Origin of the sequence: Vibrio ulleungensis (assembly GCF_016900875.1) — a bacterium.
Classification (GTDB): domain Bacteria; phylum Pseudomonadota; class Gammaproteobacteria; order Enterobacterales; family Vibrionaceae; genus Vibrio; species Vibrio ulleungensis.
Window position 1 is genome coordinate 329,462 of record NZ_JAFEUM010000004.1, and the last position, 22,513, is coordinate 351,974.

At 44.3% G+C, this 22,513-nt stretch carries 22 protein-coding genes; 12 read left to right on the forward strand and 10 right to left on the reverse strand.

Features of this window, described 5'->3' with window-relative positions; all coding sequences use genetic code 11:
* Nucleotides 1-5: 5 nt before the first annotated feature.
* Nucleotides 6-905: a LysR family transcriptional regulator gene (locus JQC93_RS12345; RefSeq protein WP_205158824.1), complete on the reverse strand. Its 900-nt coding sequence runs from the start codon at nucleotides 903-905 to the stop codon at nucleotides 6-8.
* Between the two features lie 101 nt (nucleotides 906-1,006).
* On the opposite strand from JQC93_RS12345, the gene JQC93_RS12350 reads away from it, so the two are divergent.
* The gene (locus tag JQC93_RS12350; RefSeq protein WP_205158748.1) at nucleotides 1,007-3,865 is read left to right on the forward strand and encodes an FAD-binding and (Fe-S)-binding domain-containing protein; all 2,859 of its coding nucleotides are present in this window, start codon (nucleotides 1,007-1,009) and stop codon (nucleotides 3,863-3,865) included.
* Between the two features lie 77 nt (nucleotides 3,866-3,942).
* On the opposite strand, the gene JQC93_RS12355 is transcribed toward JQC93_RS12350, so the two are convergent.
* Nucleotides 3,943-4,287, reverse strand: coding sequence for a DUF2750 domain-containing protein (locus JQC93_RS12355; protein ID WP_205158749.1), 345 nt, complete (start codon nucleotides 4,285-4,287; stop codon nucleotides 3,943-3,945).
* A 154-nt stretch (nucleotides 4,288-4,441) separates the two neighbouring features.
* On the opposite strand from JQC93_RS12355, the gene JQC93_RS12360 reads away from it, so the two are divergent.
* Nucleotides 4,442-4,828 carry a tautomerase family protein gene (locus JQC93_RS12360; RefSeq protein ID WP_205158750.1) on the forward strand — a complete coding sequence of 129 codons (387 nt, stop codon included), beginning with the start codon at nucleotides 4,442-4,444 and terminating at the stop codon, nucleotides 4,826-4,828.
* 474 nt (nucleotides 4,829-5,302) lie between these two features.
* On the opposite strand, the gene JQC93_RS12365 is transcribed toward JQC93_RS12360, so the two are convergent.
* Nucleotides 5,303-6,235, reverse strand: coding sequence for a porin (locus JQC93_RS12365; RefSeq protein WP_205158751.1), 933 nt, complete (start codon nucleotides 6,233-6,235; stop codon nucleotides 5,303-5,305).
* 572 nt (nucleotides 6,236-6,807) lie between these two features.
* Between JQC93_RS12365 and JQC93_RS12370 the strand changes: the two genes are divergently transcribed.
* The 3 genes from JQC93_RS12370 to JQC93_RS12380 all read left to right on the forward strand — a co-directional run bounded on the left by JQC93_RS12370 (nucleotide 6,808) and on the right by JQC93_RS12380 (nucleotide 10,561).
* Nucleotides 6,808-7,272 carry a MarR family winged helix-turn-helix transcriptional regulator gene (locus JQC93_RS12370; protein WP_205158752.1) on the forward strand — a complete coding sequence of 155 codons (465 nt, stop codon included), beginning with the start codon at nucleotides 6,808-6,810 and terminating at the stop codon, nucleotides 7,270-7,272.
* Between the two features lie 480 nt (nucleotides 7,273-7,752).
* Complete coding sequence (locus JQC93_RS12375; protein ID WP_205158753.1) at nucleotides 7,753-8,553, forward strand: nucleotidyltransferase domain-containing protein; 801 nt, start codon at nucleotides 7,753-7,755, stop codon at nucleotides 8,551-8,553.
* 169 nt (nucleotides 8,554-8,722) lie between these two features.
* The gene (locus tag JQC93_RS12380) at nucleotides 8,723-10,561 is read left to right on the forward strand and encodes a phospholipase D-like domain-containing protein (RefSeq protein WP_205158754.1); all 1,839 of its coding nucleotides are present in this window, start codon (nucleotides 8,723-8,725) and stop codon (nucleotides 10,559-10,561) included.
* Nucleotides 10,562-10,713: 152 nt separating this feature from the next.
* On the opposite strand, the gene JQC93_RS12385 is transcribed toward JQC93_RS12380, so the two are convergent.
* Nucleotides 10,714-11,952 carry an NADH:flavin oxidoreductase/NADH oxidase family protein gene (locus JQC93_RS12385; protein ID WP_205158755.1) on the reverse strand — a complete coding sequence of 413 codons (1,239 nt, stop codon included), beginning with the start codon at nucleotides 11,950-11,952 and terminating at the stop codon, nucleotides 10,714-10,716.
* 76 nt (nucleotides 11,953-12,028) lie between these two features.
* Between JQC93_RS12385 and JQC93_RS12390 the strand changes: the two genes are divergently transcribed.
* Nucleotides 12,029-12,442 (forward strand): MerR family transcriptional regulator, encoded by a 414-nt coding sequence (locus tag JQC93_RS12390; protein WP_205158756.1) that lies wholly within the window; start codon nucleotides 12,029-12,031, stop codon nucleotides 12,440-12,442.
* Nucleotides 12,443-12,530: 88 nt separating this feature from the next.
* Here the strand turns inward: JQC93_RS12390 and JQC93_RS12395 are convergent, their stop codons facing one another.
* Nucleotides 12,531-13,607 carry a linear amide C-N hydrolase gene (locus JQC93_RS12395; protein ID WP_205158757.1) on the reverse strand — a complete coding sequence of 359 codons (1,077 nt, stop codon included), beginning with the start codon at nucleotides 13,605-13,607 and terminating at the stop codon, nucleotides 12,531-12,533.
* 140 nt (nucleotides 13,608-13,747) lie between these two features.
* Here JQC93_RS12395 and JQC93_RS12400 point away from each other — a divergent pair, with 140 nt between their 5' ends.
* Nucleotides 13,748-14,614, forward strand: a complete 867-nt coding sequence (locus JQC93_RS12400) for a LysR family transcriptional regulator (protein WP_205158758.1) — start codon at nucleotides 13,748-13,750, stop codon at nucleotides 14,612-14,614.
* Between the two features lie 80 nt (nucleotides 14,615-14,694).
* On the opposite strand, the gene JQC93_RS12405 is transcribed toward JQC93_RS12400, so the two are convergent.
* On the reverse strand, nucleotides 14,695-15,663 hold the full coding sequence (locus JQC93_RS12405) for an aldo/keto reductase (RefSeq protein WP_205158759.1): 969 nt from the start codon (nucleotides 15,661-15,663) through the stop codon (nucleotides 14,695-14,697).
* A 266-nt stretch (nucleotides 15,664-15,929) separates the two neighbouring features.
* On the opposite strand from JQC93_RS12405, the gene JQC93_RS12410 reads away from it, so the two are divergent.
* Together JQC93_RS12410 and JQC93_RS12415 are read left to right on the forward strand one after the other, a co-directional pair.
* A complete protein-coding gene (locus JQC93_RS12410) occupies nucleotides 15,930-16,109 on the forward strand; it encodes a hypothetical protein (RefSeq protein ID WP_205158760.1) in 180 nt (59 codons plus the stop codon).
* Between the two features lie 283 nt (nucleotides 16,110-16,392).
* Nucleotides 16,393-17,109 carry a head GIN domain-containing protein gene (locus JQC93_RS12415; RefSeq protein WP_205158761.1) on the forward strand — a complete coding sequence of 239 codons (717 nt, stop codon included), beginning with the start codon at nucleotides 16,393-16,395 and terminating at the stop codon, nucleotides 17,107-17,109.
* A 16-nt stretch (nucleotides 17,110-17,125) separates the two neighbouring features.
* Here the strand turns inward: JQC93_RS12415 and JQC93_RS12420 are convergent, their stop codons facing one another.
* From JQC93_RS12420 to JQC93_RS12430, 3 genes are all read right to left on the reverse strand, one after another.
* Entirely contained in the window at nucleotides 17,126-17,317 is a 192-nt protein-coding gene (locus JQC93_RS12420; RefSeq protein ID WP_084884990.1) for a YwbE family protein, read from the reverse strand.
* A 69-nt stretch (nucleotides 17,318-17,386) separates the two neighbouring features.
* Nucleotides 17,387-18,676 carry a DEAD/DEAH box helicase gene (locus JQC93_RS12425; RefSeq protein ID WP_205158762.1) on the reverse strand — a complete coding sequence of 430 codons (1,290 nt, stop codon included), beginning with the start codon at nucleotides 18,674-18,676 and terminating at the stop codon, nucleotides 17,387-17,389.
* Between the two features lie 112 nt (nucleotides 18,677-18,788).
* Nucleotides 18,789-19,817: a permease gene (locus JQC93_RS12430; RefSeq protein WP_205158763.1), complete on the reverse strand. Its 1,029-nt coding sequence runs from the start codon at nucleotides 19,815-19,817 to the stop codon at nucleotides 18,789-18,791.
* Nucleotides 19,818-20,051: 234 nt separating this feature from the next.
* On the opposite strand from JQC93_RS12430, the gene JQC93_RS12435 reads away from it, so the two are divergent.
* Entirely contained in the window at nucleotides 20,052-20,354 is a 303-nt protein-coding gene (locus JQC93_RS12435) for an ArsR/SmtB family transcription factor (RefSeq protein WP_205158764.1), read from the forward strand.
* A gap of 228 nt (nucleotides 20,355-20,582) precedes the next feature.
* Nucleotides 20,583-20,933, forward strand: coding sequence for a DUF2200 domain-containing protein (locus tag JQC93_RS12440; RefSeq protein ID WP_205158765.1), 351 nt, complete (start codon nucleotides 20,583-20,585; stop codon nucleotides 20,931-20,933).
* A 275-nt stretch (nucleotides 20,934-21,208) separates the two neighbouring features.
* Here the strand turns inward: JQC93_RS12440 and JQC93_RS12445 are convergent, their stop codons facing one another.
* Nucleotides 21,209-21,973 carry a DNA-binding response regulator gene (locus JQC93_RS12445; RefSeq protein ID WP_328834589.1) on the reverse strand — a complete coding sequence of 255 codons (765 nt, stop codon included), beginning with the start codon at nucleotides 21,971-21,973 and terminating at the stop codon, nucleotides 21,209-21,211.
* A gap of 349 nt (nucleotides 21,974-22,322) precedes the next feature.
* Here JQC93_RS12445 and JQC93_RS12450 point away from each other — a divergent pair, with 349 nt between their 5' ends.
* The gene (locus JQC93_RS12450; RefSeq protein ID WP_205158766.1) at nucleotides 22,323-22,508 is read left to right on the forward strand and encodes a hypothetical protein; all 186 of its coding nucleotides are present in this window, start codon (nucleotides 22,323-22,325) and stop codon (nucleotides 22,506-22,508) included.
* Nucleotides 22,509-22,513: the final 5 nt, after the last annotated feature.

Genomic DNA, 22,513 nt, shown 5'->3' on the forward strand with positions numbered 1-22,513 from the left:
TATCCTTAAAATGTATGCGCAATTTTCTGATAGGCTAACCGTATATGCTCTATCAACAAAGTGATTTTTTTAAGTGGTTGTTTTGTATAGGGATAGGCTGCGTAGATTCCAAGTTTTTTAGCGACTTCTGTTGGAAATAGATCCACGAGCTCTCCCCGTTGAAGCTCGTTGTATACCAAACATCTTGGAATATAAACAATGCCATGCCCTGCTATAGCCGCTCTTTTGAGCACACCTGCGTTGTTAGTAGAAAAATTCCCGTTCACTACCACCGCATAGGGTGAATTGTGGTCCTTAAACGCCCATTCATTGGATCCTGTGGCTTGATAGGTATAGAGCAAGCAATTGTGTTCCGTTAACTGTTGGGGCGTTCTAGGCCGACTTTTAGATGACAAGTAAAGCGGCGATGCACACACAATCCACTGTGCATCAATTAGGTGCCTAGCGATCATGGACGAATCTTCTAGGTAGCCTGTGCGAATAACCAGATCCATACCTTCATCAAACAGATCCACAAAACGATTTTCCAACGACATATCAACGTGTAACCCAGGATGCAGGCGACAAAAGTCCGCTACCGCTTCTGCCAATACCAATTCGCCAGAAATCGTTGGCACCGACATTTTAATCTGCCCAGTCACCGTTTGCCCAAGATCCCTCACCGCTTCCTCAGCGCCGCTGGTTGCTTGTTTGACCCGTTGAGCATGTTCAAGCAACTTTTGGCCCGCTTCACTCATGCGTAATTTACGCGTGCTGCGATACAAAAGTTGCACATCTAGAGTTTGCTCAAGCTTGCCAATTCGCTTACTCACTACAGAGTTGGTCAGGTTATGTACCTCGGCAGCGCGACTGAACGAGCCCAACTCCACCACATCGCAAAATAACACCAGATCGTCTGCTTTCATCATTTATGCACTTTTGGAAATAATAATTTTCATTATTTCCATTAATTAACAAAATGAAAAGAGGTAAAGTAACAAAATGTTAACAAGCCGAGTGTTTTGCTATGTCGCCAATGCCCCATCAACGATTAATCGAGTTACTAAGTGCACGTGTTGACTCCAGCCGACTCATTACCGACCCAGACCTCTGCTTAGCACATGGTACCGACGCCAGTTTTTATCGGATGGTTCCAAAGCTGATTGTTAAACTATGCACTCTCGATGAGGTGGTCTTTACCATGCAGCTTTGTCGAAAATTGAAAATCCCCTATACCTTTAGAGCGGCAGGTACCAGTCTCTCGGGACAAGCCATTTCTGATTCTGTTCTAATTACCTTAAGTGACGAGTGGCGAAGCCACGAAATAGTTGAACAAGGCCGAAAAATACGTCTCCAACCTGGGGTTATCGGCGCAGATGCCAACCGCTACCTTGCACCGCTTGGTAGAAAGATTGGCCCTGACCCTGCTTCAATTAACAGCTGCAAAATTGGCGGCATCGCAGCGAATAACGCCAGCGGCATGTGTTGCGGTACTGCTCACAATACCTACAACACTGTCGACTCAATGACCATAGTACTCTTTGATGGGACAGTCCTAGATACCAGTGATCCAGACAGCGTCGAGCGTTTTAGACATTCTCACTTTGATCTTTTAGAAGCACTACAACAGCTGCAAAAAGAGGTGGCTAATAACCAACAGCTTACTTCTCATATCGTGCACAAGTATCGATTAAAAAACACAACCGGTTATGCGCTAAACGCACTGGTCGATTACACCGACCCCATAGATATATTGACCCACTTGATGGTGGGCTCAGAAGGCACGCTCGGCTTTATTGCCGACATTACCTATAACACGGTGGAAGATCATCCGGTAAAGGCCAGCTCACTCATCGTCATGCCCGATATTGAAAGCGCATGTCATGCCGTCTCTTCACTTGCCAACCTTAATGTGGCGGCCGTAGAGTTGATGGATGGCCGTGCGTTAAGTTCTGTCGCAGACAAGCCCAACATGCCAAGTTTGCTCAGCGATCTCACAATTGAACACTGCGCGCTGCTTGTAGAGCTGCACGCCAGTGATCAGCAAGAACTTGAAACACTGATTTTTCAAGTTTACGACCATATCGACCAAGGTAAAATCGTTAATCAAATCGACTTTACTCAAAATGAACAGCAAGTCAGCCAATTATGGGGCATGCGTAAAGGAATGTTCCCTGCGGTGGGTGCAGTACGCGAAGTCGGCACTACAGTCATTATCGAGGATGTTGCCTTTCCTGTTGAAAGATTGGCTGAAGGTGTACGCTGCTTGCAAACACTGTTTAATGACTACCACTACAACGAAGCGATCATATTTGGCCACGCATTGGAAGGAAACCTCCATTTCGTGTTTACCCAAGGGTTTGATGACCCAAGTGAAGTCGCCCGTTATGGTGACTTTATGCAAAAAGTGGCGGTATTGGTTGGACAAGAGTTTGGAGGCTCTCTTAAGGCAGAACATGGCACCGGCCGAAACATGGCACCCTTTGTCGAACTTGAGTGGGGTACAGAAGGCTACCAATTGATGCAGCAAATCAAGCATATCCTAGATCCAGAAAAACTCCTTAACCCCGGCGTTATCCTAAACGATAATGACAACGCTCACTTAGAGCATCTAAAGCCGCTACCAAAAGCAGATCCTATTGTCGATAAATGCATAGAATGTGGGTTTTGTGAAGCTGTATGTCCCTCTAAAGGCCTTACATTAACCCCTCGGCAACGTATTGTAATGTATCGCGAGATCCAACGCCGCCACGCCAATAACGAAGCGACCGACGAGTTAGAAGATACATTCGAATACCAAGGTGTTGATACCTGTGCAGCCACTGGATTATGCGCCGACCGTTGTCCAGTGGGGATCAACACTGGGGACCTAGTGAAACAGCTTCGGCAGGCCAAATATGAAAAGTTCACGCCTATTGCTAAATGGAGCGCCAATCATTTTTCCGCTACCACAAAAATCGTCAAATCTGCGCTCGCCATTAATGGCATTTCTGCTCGTTTAATTGGAGACAAGGCGATGGATAAAGCCGTCAACGGATTACGTAAAGTCTCTAACAATCGTACCCCTAAGTGGCTAAAAGAGATGCCCACCGCCAACCATTATACACTGCCAAATCCACCAATGGATGCGCCGAAAAAAGTGGTTTACCTCCCTTCTTGCGCCAGCCGAACCATGGGGCAATCTCACGGTGCGTCAGACCAACGCTCTTTGCCCCAAGTCATGCTAAGCCTACTCGAGAAAGCTGACTATACCGTTATCACACCTTCGAATCTGGACGGGCAGTGCTGCGGAATGCCCTACGAGAGCAAAGGTATGCCAAGCATCGCCAATCAAAAGTCAGCTCAACTGGTGCACGCATTGTGGGAAGCCAGCGAGCAAGGCAAATACCCTGTTGTGATGGATACAAGCCCTTGTGTAAAACGCATGCTAGAAAACTGCACCAAGCCGCTGACCATTTTTGAACCAATGCAATTTGTAGAATCACATTTGATTGAGCATTTAGACATTTCGGCGACCGACGAACCGGTCATGCTTCACATCACCTGCAGCACTAAACGCATGGGGTTATCGTCTTCGATGCTAACCCTGGCGAATCGCTGTTCAAACAATGTGATCATTCCAGAACATATCGAGTGTTGCGGTTGGGCTGGTGACAAAGGATTTTCAACACCCGAGCTCAATAAAAACGCACTTGCCCCCTTAAAAGAGCAAGTCCCCACATCCTGTGAGCGCGGGTTTAGTAATAGCCGCAGCTGTGAAATTGGACTCTCACACCATAGTGGTATTAACTATCAGTCATTGCTGTATTTGGTGGATGAAGTCAGTTCGCCGAAATTGTCACAGGCTAACCAATCTGCAGTAGAAACGTCACTGACAAGTGCTTAATCATTGCAAACGTATAAAACAAAAAAGGCACTCAACGATTCGTTGAGTGCCTTTAGAAAACTCTAGGTTACTGCAGATTAAATTTCGTTATCTGCCAGTGCTTTACCAAAGGTAAATGCTTCTACTTCTTCGCCTTGTAGCTCAACATCTAGATCAATACCCAGCATGATGCCGTCTTTGTCTAGTTCTGGTAGCCACTGTTCAAAAAAGTCTTCAACAGCGATTTGAGCCACTTGGTACTCTGCCCAGTCGTCGCTACACAGCGCTGCTGCAGCATCTTTACTTGAGAAGATTGGCATTACGTCGGTTTCGGCATACTCAACAGAGTCTACGACCAAGTATTCGTCGTCGGCACTAAGAAGAAACAGTTGACCGGATTTTACGACTTTATTTGCAAATGTGTTTAGGGTGGTAGAACTCATGATGTACTCCTTATAGATCGCGCTGATAGTACTCCTTCGCAGTCAGATTCGCAAAGAAATACCACAATTTACGTGCAATAATTACCCATTCACTTCAGCCGCTCTTTGAAATAGAGTAGAACGCATCGATTGAAATCATGTACATGGAGTTGCTGTGATACTTATCTATGGAATCAAAGAGCGTCTTAATCCGATAAAAGCTGAACTATCTGATGTGATCCACCAAACTATGTCCGAGGTGTTAGGATTACCAGAAGATAAACGTGCACACCGATTTATTCCGATGAATGCCGAAGACTTTTACGCTCCAGGTGGGCGCAGCGCCAGTTATACCGTCATTGAAATAAACCTGATGCAAGGACGTGAGGTGACAACCAAGAAAGCGCTGATCAAAACGCTTTTTACTAACATCAACGCCAAGTTAGGGATTGCCCCCATAGACATTGAAATCACACTCCACGAACAGCCACCACATTGCTGGGGCTTTAGAGGCATGACTGGCGACGAAGCAAGAGATCTCAACTATAAGGTTAAGGTATAACGAAGGGGTCAGAGTGATTTTACTCTGACCCCACAACGTTTAAGAATATTGAATCCGTCATCGTTGAAAAAAAGAGTGCCATCCGTAGCACTTATACTGGGCAATCACAGTTGTAGCTGCAAAAGCATGTTTACCAACAACTAATAGTCCATCCAATGGGCCAAGACAGTGGATTCTTTGTGAATCTTGTTATGGGCCGACTTAGGCTAGTTCGCCAAGTCAACACATGGGAATTTTGATGAGGTGACAGTATTCGCTGTGAATTTTGTTTTTGAGGCTGCTCAAACAAATTTTACTGGAACCAGTTTTAAGTAATTTTTTGCAAATCTAGCGCATCGATGAGACTAGAGAGTGTAGCTCTCTGCATCGCAAGGGATCGTCAGCAAGCCTTTTTATAAGCTTTTCTCTAACCCTTGCGCATGCAGCGAGCTACTTTAGAACTAACCGTTTACAATGAAGCTTTCGGCTTTGCTCTTAGAACTCAGCAGTAATACCAAACGCGAATGCGGTTGATTCGTTTACTGCATCATCTCCATTGAAACCAACTTCAGCGTAAAGCGTTGTAAATGGTGCAATCGAGTAACCTGCGTTGATGAAGCCTTCGTTAAACGAAGATGCGTTAGAGTCTTCAGGGCTTACATTAGAAAGTCCCGCTGCAAATGACCAAGCATCAATAGAGTAGTCTGCAGCAATCGCAAAGGTATCGCCGCCCAAATCGTTAGACTTATCCAAAGTTACACTGTAGTAACCCAATTCTAGGTTTACTGCGTCAAACGAGTAACGACCCTCTAAAGCGTAAATGGTTGACTTGTCGTCCTTGTCAATAATGTCTTCCTGACCAGCGAATGCAACAACGTCAAATCCAGAGAAGCGGACACCAATCTTGCCGTCAATGAGCATTCCATCAGCGTCACCAGTTGCGATGTTCTCTTGACCGCGATTTTGCATTACACCAACACCACCATAAAACATGTCGGTGTCTAAGTTATATCGAAGAACCTGAAAGCCACCAAAGTCGATAGCATCAACAGTAGAAGTCAAACCGAATTGATAATCCGAACCAATACCCATGTCATCGAGTACTGTAGCCGCTTTACCCGCAACCAAACTTCCGTAACTGTTGGTGTAAAAACCAACGTACGCATCACCTAGCGAGGCATCGTTGGTTCCGTCGAACTCCCAGAATCCACCAATAGAAAATTCGTCATTCACTGCATATCGAGTATCGAAACTGAAATCGGCATCGCCAAGTTCCTGTTTGAATTCAGAGTCGTCAAATGAGTTGCTGTAGTACACTTCAATATTGCCGCCAAGCTCTACCGAGACGCCATCTTGGTTATACAGTTCTATCGCAGCTGCTGAAGTGGCTACGCCCATTACCGCTATTGCTACTAGTGTTTTTTTCATATTACCTACTGCCTTTTCTTATTTTTTATTAATCCATATATCCCTGATTGGGCATTGCGATGAATACAATAATTTCGCAATAGCTTTACTTTGCTCAGACAAATAAGCCCTGTCAAAAGGCCACACCCACGATCAACAATAAAAAAAAATAAAAAAGACTAGCGCCTTGCGCCAACAGTGATCTCAAGCACAAAAATGTAATTAATTATCAAAAACCATCACCTGAAAATACAATATAAAAAAACATAAACCCTTAAGATACAGCAAGTTAGGGGGCGATATAAAATATAATCAATTTCGCGGCTGAGCTACAATTGAGATGAACCTCAACTTTTTAGCAATTAAAAATTTGAATGGTTAAAAGACTCAATCATTGAAAAATATAATGGTAATCTAACAGCTGAACAACAAATACTAAACAACAACCCAACAAGGTTCCATGCTAAATTAAATGCTTTGGGAACTCATTAATAAACGATAACCAACTACGAACGAGTTGAGTGTAAACAAATATTTAGATGATTAAAGTTATGTAAAGATTCTCTACTGACTTACCGAAAGCAAGTAACGTTATGCTACGATTCAACACCCTGTTTAAAAAGGAGTATCCTTTGAAATCCTGCACATCTTTCTTGATGTACCGCATCGTTCAAGAATTCAAAGAAGTCGTCAGCATTTACTATCCTGGCAAGTTTTCGTTGTTTGATTATTTCGTCTTACAGCATATTTACAGCTGCGACACTGACGGCTGCACACAATATCAATTGGCTAAGGGGATGCACGTATCTCCAGCTAGAATTAACCCCGTAATAAAAAAGCTGGTCAACGACAATATGGTTTCGGTAAAAGTTGATGACTCTTCAATGCGCGTAAAGAAAATAATCACCGTCTCAGAAATAGGCAGAGAAACCGTTGCTAGCATTGAAGAAAAATCCAAAACAATCATTGATTACGCTAATGAAGAATCTAATCCGAACCATGAAAACTACAGTGCATTTACAGGATTTTTAACTAACCTTTATGAAAAAATACCCTAATAAAAACTGACATCTCTATGGACTAATTTTGTCTTTGTCACCCAACTAAATACGCTCATATAAAAACAACATACCGCCATTAAATTCAACAACCTGTCGCCTAGCTAAACTAAATCAGTATTTTCAATGAGAACGGTGGCTATTTTTAAGTCGATTTAGTTTTTCTGACATGTATTTTTATCGTAATGGTTAATGTTTAATGTTTAATGTTTAATGTTTAGCCAAACACTATTTGACTCTATAGAAGATAACTTAAAAAGTATTGAAACTGCCTAGAAACCAGCTATACAACCTGTTCGAGCACAACTCTATTAGCCCGCTTTGTTATGAGAATGGAAAACCATCTGCCTAAAGATTTGTCTAAGAAAAGAGCGACTATATAATCACTATCTGATAACTTACGAAGAGTGTTGACTATATAAAACAGCTCGTAAATAGGACACGCAATCCATACCTAAAGGACTGAACAAAAGGGAAAAAGTGACCAACCAAACACAAAGCACTAAGGGACTTGATAAGCAAGGGTACATCACCACCCCTTACTCTGTGAGCAATATCCAGCCCGAATTTACAGCCGTTGTTGATCATACAATCTCATCGCTGGTTGCGTCTTTTGGCGAGCGGCTTCATAGCATTTATTTATACGGCAGTATCGGCCGCGGCGATGCTATTCCCTACTGTTCTGATTTAGATATGAGTGTGGTATTCACGTCGAAAGTGTCAGAAAAGGATGTTCTGGCACTCGAACACCTTTCTGAAGATATTGCAGCCAAGCACACCGTTATCACCAAGCTCGATTTCGACCCTGGCGAGCATTCTCAAATAATACAGCCATCAGAGTTGTATCGCTGGCAATTTTGGCTCAAACATTGCTGTTGCTGCCTTTGGGGAGACGACCTTTCCAAAGAGTTTACCCAGCACAAGCCAAGTTTTGACATCGCAGTAGGCCTCAATGAGGATCTCAGTGATACGTATCAGTCGTTCCTCAGCCAAACGGCAAATTCTCAACAGATTAAATCAATTTCTAAAAAGATTCTGCGCGCCGCTTACCTGCTGATTGCACCTCAGGACAATACCTGGCATCACAATCTAGATGACATGTACGTTTCATCGTTACCATACTACCCAACGTATCAAGAAGAACTCAAAACGATATTTGCGCTCACACAAAACGCCCAAACTGGCTCGACATTAAGCCTAGATTCCTGTCACCGGTTTATCACCAATATCGCCAATCAACTGCTGGGGTCAGAGTCGATTGACTCTGACCCCACAGCCTAAAATGATGATTCAGCACCCAAGTATCATTTTTAGTTAGTCAATGAGTGTCTAAACTCTGAACTGCACTCTATTCTAAACTGTATAACTACCAACGATTCTCAGTGCCGGGTTAAAGGTCCGTAATACTAATGGCCTCGTCACCGCACAATCTGAAATTAAGGCACTTTTCATGGTGAAAAAACTTCTATGCAGTTTAGGTTGCAGTATCGCTTTACTTGGTTGCAGCAGTGTACCCGAGGTTGAAACATCACCGTTTGAGGCTATGAACTACTTGTTCGAAGAGCAGCTAACACATTCTAATGATGATTTTAGCGATTACCTCTATGCTTCTCGAACTTGGATAAGCGCCGACAAACTCGAAGAAGATCCCATCGAAGTTTCTCATGCCTATACAACGCCTATAAATAATGCTTTCTCAAAAGTAATTGGCGTCGACTATGAAGAGTCCGTTCTATCTTTAGCCACAAAAATATGGCTCATAGATAATGCCGAACACACCATCGATCTCACCTACTACATTTTTAAATACGACAAAGCGGGTGAATCTATATTGGGCGCATTATGTAATGCGGCTAAGCGTGGTGTCGATGTACGCATTATGGTGGACTCCTTGGGATCAATTGATACCTTTCATAACCCAATAAAGGCGTTAGAAACATGCGCAGATGATGCAGGTTATATCCGTGATTTTTACGGCAATCAAACCCCCTACAAAGCGCGTGTTCAATTTGTGATAATTAATGCACTCACCAGTACAAAAGCGTGGGGAAACAGACGCTCGCATGACAAGCTCTTCATTAAGGATGGTCATTTCTTAGGCAAAGATGTCACCATTACTGGTGGGCGAAATGTTTCTATGGATTACTACGGTTTGGATGATGAAGGCAATCGCAATCCACACGCCTACCTGGATCTTGAGGTGTTACTACGCTCAGCAGACCGCGACAATGACCAGAATGACGGAATGTCTGTCGGCGAGACCAGTAGCCTATATTTCTCGATGTTATTTTTGCACGAGGGAAATCGAAAAATTACCGCGGCAAACCCCGACGGCTATGAATACTGGAAAGACAAGGCTCAAGAATCACTGTCTGATTTGATGAAAGTAGAGGATTTTCGCAGCGCATACGACAACATGGAAGGTTACCTGTTAGAGGGGTTTGCTACTTCACAAGTTCGACTTGCTCATCAACTTGAAAACTTCTCTAGCACCAACGTTGTCGAAGATGCAGAACAAACCAAAGCGGAAAACACTAACTCTATTGAAGGGATTCTCAAAGCAGCAGTAGAGCAACTTGAACAGACGGCCGATCGCAACACAGCCAGCACCCTTCGCATTGTTTCACCGTATCTTTTCACACCTCAGTACAAAAATAAGCAAGGCGAAATCACTTATGACGGTGCAGTAGCACTAAAGGCATTTTTGGAACGTTTTCCTAACGTCAACGTCGAAATACTAACCAACTCTATCCTGACCAGTGATAACTATTTTACCCAAAGCGTAATCGACATGGATACTGCTCCGCGACTGCTGTTAAATGATGAGTTACGCGAAGTGTGGGTAAAGAGTATGAAAGGGTCAGAATTGAACCCCGACTATATCAATTCACAAGCATGGCTCGAGGCCGTAAATAACCCTAGAGTCACCATTTATCAAACAGGTCGGCGAGACTCTACTATTTTGGGTGGAGCGCAAGAATACGGAAAGCTGCACGCCAAATTTTTCTTTAGTGAGCAGCTAGGGTTCATCGGTACGTCAAATTTTGATTATCGATCTCGACTGTACAATAACGAAATGGGTTATTACTTTTACGGCGAAGAAGTGAGCCAGCAATTGTTAGACAACTACAATAAGCTCAAAGAGTTATCTTTAGTTTGGGGATCGCCCGAATGGCTTCAAATGCGCAAAGATGTGTTCAACAATCATAATGAGAAAACGCGAACCAGCAAGTCGCAACGAAGCCGCTTTCAAGTGATGAAAAATTCGGGGCTTATCTGGTTATTTTAGTATTTCCGCTTAGCTAATCTCGTTTTCTAAAGAACGACATTAGCTAAATTGACGCAATATACCATTCTAGACTATCGACGAACGAGTCATTGATCCTGTGGGGCAGATAAGACCATATCTCCCCACCGATCATTCACGCCGACTTTTATTAGTTAGTGCTTAGCACGCCAACTCTTGTACTGTTTAACGCTGCGTTGGGAAAGCCATTGATCTTTTACTATCGCTAACCAATAAGGCTGCTGAGGCCTTACTTTAGTCGAAACCGAATGTCGTTGCATGGATTGCCTCACCTGCGCCATTCGGGCAAGAACGGCTAAGGTTTTATTCTCCCATGCAATTGGCTTAAGACTCGCTTGCGGCTGGCTTGTCGATGTGTCCTTATTTTGCTGCCACAATTTTGGCAGCTCAGGAACTAACGCCAGTCCAGTGGCGATACCCACCATATCGATCCCTTGCTCAAGGACGTTTTCAGCGACAGGGCGACGAGATATGCCTCCGGTCGTCATAATTGGCAGTGGCGTGCCGTTAGCTATATCTTTGGCAAACTCAACAAAATAGGCTTCTCTGGCTAAGGTTCTATCATCTCTTGCAGAGCCTTGCATCGCTGGCGCTTCGTAGCTTCCTCCAGACAGCTCGACCATGTCTACGTTTCTTGCCTCGAGCATACTCACTACAGCTTTCGCATCTTTTGGCTCAAATCCTCCGCGCTGAAAGTCGGCAGAATTGAGTTTCACCGCTACGGCAAAGTCTGAACGAACTTTTTCTCGGATCCTATCAATAATACACAACAGCAGTCTTGCTCGATTCTCAATACTACCGCCCCATTGATCAGTACGCTTGTTTACAAGTGGCGACAAAAACTGGCTGATCAAATAGCCATGCGCAGCATGCACCTCAACACCGTCAAAGCCTGATTTCTCAGCTAGCACTGCCGTGGTGACAAAACGCTCGATCACCTCTTCAATTTCGGCGACCTCCATCGCTCGTGTCGGCGCGAACATTTTCGAGTACTTGCCAAGATCGAGATCAACTGCAGAAGGAGCAATGCCTTGCTGCGTAATGTTAGATGGCGTTTGACGACCAGGGTGGCTTATTTGCATCCACACAGCGTTACCCGCTGATTTAGCTTTACTCGCCCATTGTTGAAAGACATCCAAATGCTCGTCGTTTTCTAGCACGACGTTACCTGGTCCCGTCATGTAACGACCGTCGACCATGACATTCCCCGTAATTAGTAATCCTGTGCCACCAAGAGACCATCGATGGTAGAGCGCCAACATCTGTTGTGACGGTGAGCGATTCGGCGCTGCCATATTTTCTTCCATTGCGGCTTTCGCAATGCGGTTTGGAAGCACTTGCCCATTGGGCAACGTTAAAGGAGTAAAAATCATCGTCTGTTCCTATTGAGTCTGAATACGAAACAGCCTAACCTTAAACCATGATTTAAGGTCAATAGGAAAGATGCAAATGCTTAAGATCGGTGAACTGGCAAAGAAAACGGGCCTTAACCCGTCGAAAATTCGTTTTTTTGAAAAAGAAGGCTTACTGAACTTAGGTACGCGACAAGCAAATGGCTACCGCACATACCCTATAGAGGCGGTTGATTTGATATTACTGATCTTGCAAGCACAAGAAGTCGGGTTTACCAATAAAGAGCTGAAAGCGTTATTGCCAGGCACTCAGCCAACCGAAGGTCTTTGGTCACATGATGCCTTAAAGACGGCAGTTGTAAAAAAGATGGCAACTCTTACCCAAATACAGCAAAAGCTGGCCGACAATCAACGCAAATTACAAAATATTCTTGAGGAACTTGAACAGCCTTCTGACGCTGAAGACTGCGTTACACGAGCCATGAGAATTCTTGGGGTGACGCGACATTAACATTGGCATTCGACCGATTGTGCTGCGCATGCCCTTACAGTAAAAAAGCACCCATCGGTGCTTTTTTACTGTCTATTCCCTATGCTGCTTATTGTCCAACGACTTGTTCACATACGCTGAATGTAGCGGTGTTTAACCCTTGTGAAGCTAGCGCTACTGTGTCAGCACACATTGGCTCGGTAAAGCTCGTCGTGTCATTGAAGTTGTAGCCAATTTGCTCACGAGTATCATAGTTAGTGAATAGGAAATCGCCATTTTCATGGTTGTACACAAATTGAGTCCATGTTGCATAGGTTTCACCGTTCACTGGGTCAATCAGATCTTGTGGTACCAAATTGCCCGCATTGTAGGTGCTCAGAAGCTTACCTCGTGTTTGAGCCCAAGACGCGTCCGAACTAAAGCCAACGTGCATGGTGTTAAACAGTCCACGTAGGTTACGATCTTTTGACGAAATTGAAGATGGAATGCTCGTCGCTTCTAAGTTGTTCAAATCAACTCGACTTACGTAATCGCGATGCTCTTGTTGCAGGGGAGCATTTGCCATAACCCGTAAATCACTAGCAACATCACCACGATGGACAACCATTTCGCCGCCTTTATTCAATTGGAACAGCGCGATATCTCCTGTCTTGTCTTGAACAGATAAATGCAAACCATGTTGAACACCGTGCAATCCATCTTTCCAAGCAATTTGAAACTCATTAGCTTCAAACGCCTTAACAACTTCATCAACAGAAGCGTAAGTCTCGTTGACATAAGAGACAAGTTCTAAGAAAGAGACTGCAGGTGCGCCAGTGTCCTTATAGTCTTTAATAAATTCTGCAGAGTCGTACATGTACAGCAGTGATGTACCTAAGCCTTCAGAGTTGATCGCGTCCGACGCAACACCATGAAACACTTCCCATTCAGTTTGTGCAACAGAATGGTATTTCGTCGTCCACTTCATCGATTTTTCATAGCTAGGGGCCTCTGATGAGCGCTCTAGTCCAACTGGATTTACCTGAGCAACGTTGCCTAGTTGGACACCCCAATCTAATGAGCGCACAGTTGATACTCCATGTGGTGTATCCAAAGTGATACGAGAGCACGCATCGGCTACACCAGCGATTGACGCCATAGATAAAGCAGCGATTGTGGCTATTTTATTTAGTTTGAATGTTTTCATGTTATTACCCTCAAAGAAATTAGTTTGGATTCGTTGTGCGACCTAGTTGACTTGATGACGCTATTATCTATGATATTTACTAATCTCAAAGAGTCTGAGAGTAGGGTTAAACCCTCACTAAAAACAATATAGAGAAATCCATGACTTATTCCATAGAACAGATGCAGGCGTTTGTTGCTGTTGTTGAACACAAGGGCATTGCGCAGGCGGCGCGTGAGTTGGGTAAACATGTATCGACAGTGCGCGAACAAGTAAACAATTTCGAGATCGACACTGGGCTAACACTGTTTGAGCGTTTGCCCCGCTCGTTGATAGTCACGCCAACAGGTATGCAGCTGTATAAATACGCAAAAGCGCTATTGAATGAGTCAGACCACTTTGAAGCGAAAATAGACAGCATGCATTCGGGAGTACCCGATAGATTAACGGTAGCAATCGATACCAGCCTCATCGATCAAGAAATCGACTTGCTCCTTGCTGATATATTGCAAAAGTATCCCTATTTGAATTTAAAAGTACTCAACGGTGATACCTTACAGGTCAGAGGATGGGTCTTGTCTGGCAAAGCAGACGTGGGGTTAGCATTTGCCGCAGTGATGCTGTCGAAAGAATTGCAGGTACGAAAAGCGTTTGATTTTGAAGTAGTGCGAGTTATTCCAGCTCAATGGCAATTACCTAGAGATGCTTCCGAACGTGCCCTTGCCGACAAACTGCAATTAACCTATTCATTTTTGGCTGAATTAGGTTTAAGAGAAGCTGATTTGGTCAGCCACAGACATATGGTGTGTAACAATGTCCATCAAATGTTAAACCTAATAAAAACCGGAATTGGCTGGGGACATCTACCCCAATTTATCTGCAATAGTGCCAATCTAAATGACGACTTCACTATTCTTAATGATCAGTTTGCATTGTGGTCTGCGGAAGTACTAGTTAAAGAGGCAGCAAGCGTGAATCCAGCCATGCAGATGTTTATCGATGGTATGTGCAACTTTGAAAGACGTTGAACCCCTATTATTTCGCTCAACGCCTAATGAGGTGTTTTACTCACACAGAAATACCTGTCTGCCTGTTACGTATTAAAGAACTACCGTAACAATCTCGCGATCTCTTCCATTTGGCTAGCCGCGAGCGGGCCAAACTCCATTGCTTTGGCATTAGATAGCGATTGCTCTACCGTCCTAAAGCCTGGAATAGGCACACTATTTGGACTTCTCGCCCATAGCCACGCCAATGCACCTTGCGACACCGTTCGACCATTTGAGGTGAGTATTTCACGAATCAAACCAAGCTTTTTAAGCAACTCTGGTGAAGGAACACCATCATGAAAGTACTTCATCCAATCTGGTGATATTTTACGTACGTCAGATTCACTTAATGTTCCGCCGTTATCGTATTTTCCACCAAGTAGTCCCATGGCCAATGGACCACGATTAAAGCCTGCCACATTGTTGCGCTCACATACAGCCACTAACTCTGAGTTGTCACTAAGTACATTGAGCTCAAACTGAATTGCTGAGCAGTTATCTTGCTGCGCAAAATGCTGAGCACGATCGGCAAAGTCGGTACTCCATCCATAACGACGGATTTTTCCTGCGGTGACTAAGTTTTCTAATGTCGCTTGAATGTGTTCGACCTCGTCAATGGGATGATCATTCAAATGTAAAAAATAGATATCGAGATAATCCGTCCCTAAACGGCGCAAACTGTTTTCACACATGGCTTCAATCTCATGAGGCTGTGTAAACACACCTTTCATTTGTTTGGTTTTCTCATCGGCATCAAACCCAAATTTACTCGAAACAATGACTTTGTCTCGGCGGTGTTTAATGGCTTTACCCACCACATACTCACTGTGCCCCGCACCGTAAATATTGGCAGTATCAATCAAGTTTATTCCTGCATCTAGCCCCGCATGGATCGCTGAAATTGACTCTTTGTCGTTCACTTCTCCCCAGCCAAGTGGTTTGTCACCTTCCCAAAAAGGGCCACCGATGGCCCAGCAGCCTAATCCTAGTGGACTCAACTCCATGTCTCCAAAACGTCTGTTATCCATACTTAAACACCCTTTCACAGAATCCAATTCTCGCAACAAGTACAACGATTAGCGCGCAACCATTAGGTATGCTAAACAATACCTAAGTCGTTGCTAATTCAATACTTTAGACCATCGTAGTTGTATCTGCAGTGCTAAAGGAGGTAATTGTGGAATTGGCTGATTTCCGTGGCTCACTTTTACTGTCCATTTAGAAGTAGTTCACAAATTAACCCGCGATGACGGCTATACTCATAGGAGTAGTCAAACACAGCGAGGTGACTACCATGGACTTCACCGAGAAACTCCGGTTACACGGAAAAGTTGAAGAAGATCTATATTTTGCTCGACTAGACAAACAGTTGATCGACGCGATGCACGACAAACAACGACGCGAGGAGCAGGTGCACCTGCAAGGTAAAGATGAGCAAACGGAGCACCCATTTTTTAGCCATGAGCATGAATAATTAGCTTACGATCCATTGCCATGCTCCGACACAAGCTCTCTGCGCGCTCTTAAGTCCAGCTCTGGACTTGAGAAGACCATTATCATGCCTTACATTGTCTTTCCCCGCTTATATCTGCTGCTCACACAGTGTTTGCACATCCACACTTTTTTACACCGCTGTTGGACAGTGACAATAAAACCGTCTTTAATACAATGAACTATGAGTCATTTTCCCCTTAACTAGGCGTCTGTATTGGCTGCCTGGGTAAATGAAAAAAACTTCTATTTGAGAGAGAACGTTAATGAATACGTGGATCAAAATTACTGGCGTTTTAGCACTGATGCTCGCAATTCAAGGATGCAGTACAACTAGCGTTCGCGGAAATGGCGATATTGTTACGCAAGACATTGAGACCCCATCATTCAGTGAAGTGAGCTTAAGAGGAAATTATTCAGCCACGATCAATGTTGGAGAAGAGGATTCTATAGCAATTACCACTGATGCCAACATTCAACCCTACATAGCCACGTCCGTCAGCATGGACCGTCTAACCATCAAAAGTGAACGCTCGATTTCCGGTACGGATAAGGTAAAGGTTGAACTGGGGCTGCAAGAGCTTAACGAGCTCAACATTAGCGGATCAAGTCGAGTTGCGATAAATGGAAAAGTGACTGGCGATCTATCATCGAGCATTTCAGGATCGGGGTCTATAGAACTAGAATCTATTGAAGGTGACACGTTTGAAGTGAGCGTAAGCGGCTCTGGTGGCTTTAAAGCGACAGGAAGTGTCGAGACATTAGATATTGATATTTCGGGAAGCGGCAACTTAGATCTTTCCAACCTTAACGTGAAACACGCTAAGGTGTCGATCTCAGGCTCCGGCACCGTAAAACTGGGCAACGTAGAAAAGCTAGACGGAGCCATTAGTGGCAGTGGGAGCTTAACTTATAAAGGTTCAACCATGCTCAGCGTCAAAACTTCCGGCTCAGCCAGCGTCAAATCAATGGGGTCAGAGTAAATCGACTCTGACCCCGCTATAGGATCTCTTTCACTCGGCCAACATCGCCGCTTTCTAGTCTCACCTTGATACCGTGAGGATGATTTGGCGAGTTGGTTAGAATATCTTTGACGATGCCTTGCGTCAGCGCGCCACTACGTTGATCTTTCTTTAGCACAATGTTTACTTCTAAGCCGCGGTGTATATCCGCTCTGCGTGTTCCACTCATGATCGTCTCCAAACTATGTCGTAGTAACGTCGAGGTGCAAAAGAGTCTTTGCACCTCGAGATGATGACCTTATTTTTTTAGCCACACATCGCTATCAGCTTGCTGCTGTTTCTTACGTTTTTTCTTGCCCGTACCAGCGGGTTTGGCTGTTGGCTTATTGGCGTCAATCATCTTTTGAGTTACAGATTCATCCACCTCAAATCCCTTAACTTGTTCGCGATCTAGACGGATCTTATTTTTCTTCTCAATCACTTTAAAGTGATGAAAGTCTTCGTAGTCAATCAAGCTGATCGCCAGTCCCACTTCACCCGCTCGGCCGCTTCGACCTATACGGTGCATGTAATCGGAGGGGCTGCGAGGTAAATCAAAGTTGATCACAACCGGAAGTTTCTCGATGTCGATCCCTCGCGCGGCGATATCTGTAGCGATCAACACTTCGATGTCGCCTGACTTAAACTCATCCATAATGCGAGTACGGTAGTTTTGCCCTTTGTCCCCATGGAACACGTCGGCTTCGATTCCACGCTTATAGAGTTTGTCGGCCAGATGTTCACAATGATTTTTGGCGTTGACAAAAACCAACGCTTGTCGCCATTTGTGCTGCTTAATTAGGTGGGCAAGCACGGCTGTCTTCTCGCCTTTATTGACGTTAAACACACGTTGAACAACGGTACTTTCATCATCACTTTGCAGCTGTACTTCGACAGGATCGGTCAATAGGTGCTGCGTGAGCGATTGAACCTGCTCAGGGAATGTTGCAGAGAACAGCAGCGTTTGCTTTTGTTTTGGAAGGCTATCCAGCAGCTGAGTCAGTTCGTCGGTAAAACCAAGGCTCAACATGCGATCGGCTTCGTCCAGAACCAAGGTTTTAACCTTATCGAGTTTGATCGCATTGCTCGACATTAAATCAAGCAGTCGTCCTGGTGTTGCGACCAAAATGTCTGTACCGCCGCGCAGCGCCATCATCTGGGTATTAACCGATACACCACCGAACACACACACTGTTTTAATTGCGCCATTGTAGTGCGCGGAATACGATTTAATGCTGTCTGCTACCTGCTTCGCCAATTCACGAGTGGGTACCAAAATTAGCGCCGACACCTCGTTGCCTTTGTTAGCATTTTTGACCAGTTGGCTGCGATTATCAGACAGTGATTGCAGCAAAGGTAGCGCAAATGCTGCGGTTTTTCCCGAACCTGTATTTGCCCCAGCAATCAGATCTCGCCCTTCAAGTACACTTGGAATAACCTGTGATTGAATTGGCGTTGGCGTGTCGTAACCCAGCTCTGTTAAACGAGCCAAAAGCTCGGGATCAAGGGCTAACTCAGAAAAGTGCTGCGGTACATTTGGGGTAGTCATAGGGATAACATGCTCAGACTCAATTATTGGTGCGCATGTTAGCGTATTTGACCGGGGTTAAATAGTAAAAGATCAGCGCTGCAACCTGCAGCGCCAATCATTACCAAGGTGACTATGCAAACAGCGCGCTGTACAAAAAGCCAGAGCCAATGGCCATGCTCAAAATAACCACCAGAAACGCTGCAATCATCTGGTTTTTGAAGATCGATTTTAGCAATATCACTTCGGTTAAACTCGCGCCCGCACTGCCAATGATCAGCGCCATCACACTGCCCAATGCCATGCCCTTTTTAACCAGAGCAGCACTCAATGGGATCACCGCTTCTGCGCGAATATATAATGGAATGCCAATCACAGCAGCTACAGGGATCGCATACCACTGCCCTGCACCAGCGTACTGAGCGATGAGATCTGTGGGAATGAAGCCGTAAATAAACGAGCCAATCGCAATACCCAACATTAGGTAAGGGAACACCTGTTTAAAGTCTTTCCAGGTTGAACGCCATATAGTGACCCAGCGACTTGGCTCAGCATGGACAATCTTAGCCGTCGCTACCCCCTCGCCCGCGCAACATGACACTTCTACGGTAGGCTCTGGAGAAGCACTTTGGCAACTTGATGCGGTCTCTAGTGTTGCTACATTCTTATCACCACACGAACTCGTTGAACAAGACATTGTTGCGACCTCGTAAGCTTCCGGTTTTACATAACGTTCAAAACCAAGCTTCTCAAGCACAACACCCGCTATCACAGACACACTCATTGCCATAACAAAGTAAAAGATGGCCACTTTCCATCCAAAGGTCACCACAAACAGACCAATTATGATTGGGTTGAGTAGCGGGCTGGCAAACAAAAATACCATCATTGGACCAAAACCGGCTCGCGCCCTTAGTAACCCTTTTAGAAAAGGAATGGTAGAGCAAGAGCAAAATGGAGTTATTGACCCCAATAACGCTGCAATTACATAGCCCTTGCCTTGCTTCGAGCTCAAGATAGATTGGATTTTTTCTGTAGTGAGAAAGCTTTGCAACACACCCACAATGTAGCTAATGGCCAAAAAGAGAATGATCAGCTCTGCGGCGAGAAAGATAAACATATCTAACGCTTCTTTCGCCATAGATTGGATTTCTGGACTCATGAGATTTCTCCTAAGTGTTCGTTACTGGGTGCTTGCTGCACCTCAGTGATTTATATTTCGATATTTGTCGAATTATAATCTTCGTTGACGCTGGGTCAAGCATATATTTCGATAGTTATCGAAATATATGCTAAGTGACTGATTTTATGTTTATTGCACTGCGTTCATTTGATCTGCGTGAAAGCTTCCACTAATATCGAAATATCTATCCAGCTCATCGATTAAGAAACCAACATGGAACTAGACGCGGTTGCAAAGGCACTTAAAGAACTTGGACACCCTACTAGGCTTTCAATTTACAAACAGGTTGTGAAAGCAGGCTTTAATGGGATTGCGGTAGGCTCTATACAGCAAACATTGGGGATTCCAGCATCGACCCTTTCACACCATATCGCGGGACTTGCGTCTGCTGGATTGATTCAACAGCGCCGCGAAGGGCGTACCTTGTTTTGTATTGCAGAATATAAGCAGCTCGATAGCGTGATTGGCTTTTTGCAAGACGAGTGTTGCGTGAATGAAGCAGCATTAGAAGAGTGATAGCATTAGCTCAGAATTAGATTGAAGGTCTATGGCATTTGTTGGTGATTGTTCTATCTCCTTACTGCCATTCAGCCGCTGAAATGACCTTATGCTGAGGTCAACGCGATTCGGCGTCGAACGTGCTTCAGGGGACCTATCCATAGAAACTCAGGAGCGTTAAAGCCACACAGTCTTCGCGCTCTATTACCGCACATGATACCGCGCTCGATAACATGGGAGGCAACAATGACTAAACACGCCGTTTTTACTATGGCTTTTTCAAAAATTTACTATCTCTATATTCAAAAAGTAGAGAAAAAAAATAGAACCAAAGAGGAAGTCGATCAGATTATATGCTGGCTGACTGGGTTTGACTCGGCAGGACTGAAGCATCAAGTTGAAGGTGACAATGACATGGTGACGTTTTTTGAACAAGCGCCAGCAATCAACCCAAACGTATCTCTGATCAAAGGCGTGGTGTGTGGCGTACGTATTGAGGAAGTTGAAGACCCTTTAATGCGCAAGATTCGATACCTCGATAAAATGATCGATGAACTCGCAAAAGGAAAATCAATGGATAAAATTCTACGTTCATAGGCGAAAAAGAGTAGCCAATCGAGTCATTAGAAAATGTATGCTAGATCAAAAGTATGTAGCACTAAACTGATACTGCTACTCACTTGAATTCACTATAATTGACAAGCCGATCACCCGAGTACTGACAAACTAAAATATGGTAGTCTTTGGGTAACAAGCTGTGATTATGTTCGATCAATCCGACTCCATACTCAAACCATTACGAATCGCAAACTGTATTAGTTCCGTATGGTTATCAAGCTCAAGCAAATCGAGCATGCGATATTTATGCGATTCTATCGTTCTAGGGCTGAGGAAAGCTTTTCTGCGCACTGTTTTGCAGTAAGTCCTTGAGCCAAAAGATTGAGCACTGCACATTGCTTTTTGCTCAGTCTCATGAGCTTGTCATTTTCGATTTGATTGTCAGCTTGATCCTGATTCGTTTGCAGGCCTTTTGACATATTTGCGTGTTGCCAATAGCAGAGCCATGTATCGCACAACAGCTTAAAGCGATTCAATGAATGCTCGGTGATCTCTTTTTGATCGTCAGTGAAACGCAAAAAAGATACCGCCCCCCACACCTTACCAAAAAGCTCTAAACGTATGATTCCGTGCCAACAACCACCTTCAGAATGCAGCATTTTTAGCGCGTCAATCCGGCTTTTTTCAAGCTGTGAACGAGTAAAAGTTTGAATGCTTTTTTTGGATCGGAGTAGCTTGAGATAATCGGAGTAATTGCCAGACTTGTACTTTTCTTTATCTAAGATAGGAATATTTGAACGAGACACCGAAACACTTTTCCCTTCATTGAGCAAAATGATGGAGTTGGGATAGATGATTAAACGGTCCATGTCGAAAAATTCTAAAGCTTGTTGAATCAATTCAATAAGTACGTCATTAAATTCATTTATATTCGCTGAAATCAACCGCGATGATTGGTTCAACAGCAGCGCTTCATACTCTAGATTGAACTCGTTTGACATCGTTACACCCATCTGACGTTTCTCGAACTTGTTAACGTAAATGTACGGGTTTGCATCGCCAGTTGCACTATCGATCACCATTATTCCGCAGAGTGACTGTTCTAGTTTGGATTCGGGCGTAGAAATCTAAAAAGCTAGCGGCTCATTGCTTGTGATTATGCCGATTCCAAACAAATTCTAAACTTGGCGCGAAATGGTAAACACACGGGCATCTAATTGACTAAATTGCTACAGACTGGTTGTGAATAGCATCGGCAGCACAGGCCGTTTGAACAACGAGCGGTTAATTGAGCTTAGGCTGCACTAGGAACTTGTGAATACATGATGTTATACCAACAGCTAATGCGCGAGCCGGTATCCAAACATCGATTTATCAGACTCATTACCCGTGCCAACCATAGGCGCATGCAAACTATAAGATCACAATATGACAGCACCCAAAGTACCAAAAAGTTTCTTCAAGATGGACCAAACTCAGCAACAGCACCCTGACCTTGACGAAGCTTATACCCCAGAAAAAAGCTTGCTAAGAAGCACTCTAGACTTCGTTTTAATGGTTATGGGCATTTGGTTCTTACTCGGTTTGCTTAGCTCAAACTGTGACGAGGAATAGCGATG

Coding starts and splice junctions, on each gene's coding strand:
- JQC93_RS12345 (WP_205158824.1), bottom strand. CDS start 905: ATGAAAGCAGACGATCTGGTGTTATTTTGCGATGTGGTGGAGTTGGGC.
- JQC93_RS12350 (WP_205158748.1), top strand. CDS start 1,007: ATGTCGCCAATGCCCCATCAACGATTAATCGAGTTACTAAGTGCACGT.
- JQC93_RS12355 (WP_205158749.1), bottom strand. CDS start 4,287: ATGAGTTCTACCACCCTAAACACATTTGCAAATAAAGTCGTAAAATCC.
- JQC93_RS12365 (WP_205158751.1), bottom strand. CDS start 6,235: ATGAAAAAAACACTAGTAGCAATAGCGGTAATGGGCGTAGCCACTTCA.
- JQC93_RS12370 (WP_205158752.1), top strand. CDS start 6,808: ATGCTACGATTCAACACCCTGTTTAAAAAGGAGTATCCTTTGAAATCC.
- JQC93_RS12380 (WP_205158754.1), top strand. CDS start 8,723: ATGGTGAAAAAACTTCTATGCAGTTTAGGTTGCAGTATCGCTTTACTT.
- JQC93_RS12385 (WP_205158755.1), bottom strand. CDS start 11,952: ATGATTTTTACTCCTTTAACGTTGCCCAATGGGCAAGTGCTTCCAAAC.
- JQC93_RS12390 (WP_205158756.1), top strand. CDS start 12,029: ATGCTTAAGATCGGTGAACTGGCAAAGAAAACGGGCCTTAACCCGTCG.
- JQC93_RS12395 (WP_205158757.1), bottom strand. CDS start 13,607: ATGAAAACATTCAAACTAAATAAAATAGCCACAATCGCTGCTTTATCT.
- JQC93_RS12400 (WP_205158758.1), top strand. CDS start 13,748: ATGACTTATTCCATAGAACAGATGCAGGCGTTTGTTGCTGTTGTTGAA.
- JQC93_RS12405 (WP_205158759.1), bottom strand. CDS start 15,663: ATGGATAACAGACGTTTTGGAGACATGGAGTTGAGTCCACTAGGATTA.
- JQC93_RS12410 (WP_205158760.1), top strand. CDS start 15,930: ATGGACTTCACCGAGAAACTCCGGTTACACGGAAAAGTTGAAGAAGAT.
- JQC93_RS12415 (WP_205158761.1), top strand. CDS start 16,393: ATGAATACGTGGATCAAAATTACTGGCGTTTTAGCACTGATGCTCGCA.
- JQC93_RS12420 (WP_084884990.1), bottom strand. CDS start 17,317: ATGAGTGGAACACGCAGAGCGGATATACACCGCGGCTTAGAAGTAAAC.
- JQC93_RS12425 (WP_205158762.1), bottom strand. CDS start 18,676: ATGACTACCCCAAATGTACCGCAGCACTTTTCTGAGTTAGCCCTTGAT.
- JQC93_RS12430 (WP_205158763.1), bottom strand. CDS start 19,817: ATGAGTCCAGAAATCCAATCTATGGCGAAAGAAGCGTTAGATATGTTT.
- JQC93_RS12435 (WP_205158764.1), top strand. CDS start 20,052: ATGGAACTAGACGCGGTTGCAAAGGCACTTAAAGAACTTGGACACCCT.
- JQC93_RS12440 (WP_205158765.1), top strand. CDS start 20,583: ATGACTAAACACGCCGTTTTTACTATGGCTTTTTCAAAAATTTACTAT.
- JQC93_RS12450 (WP_205158766.1), top strand. CDS start 22,323: ATGACAGCACCCAAAGTACCAAAAAGTTTCTTCAAGATGGACCAAACT.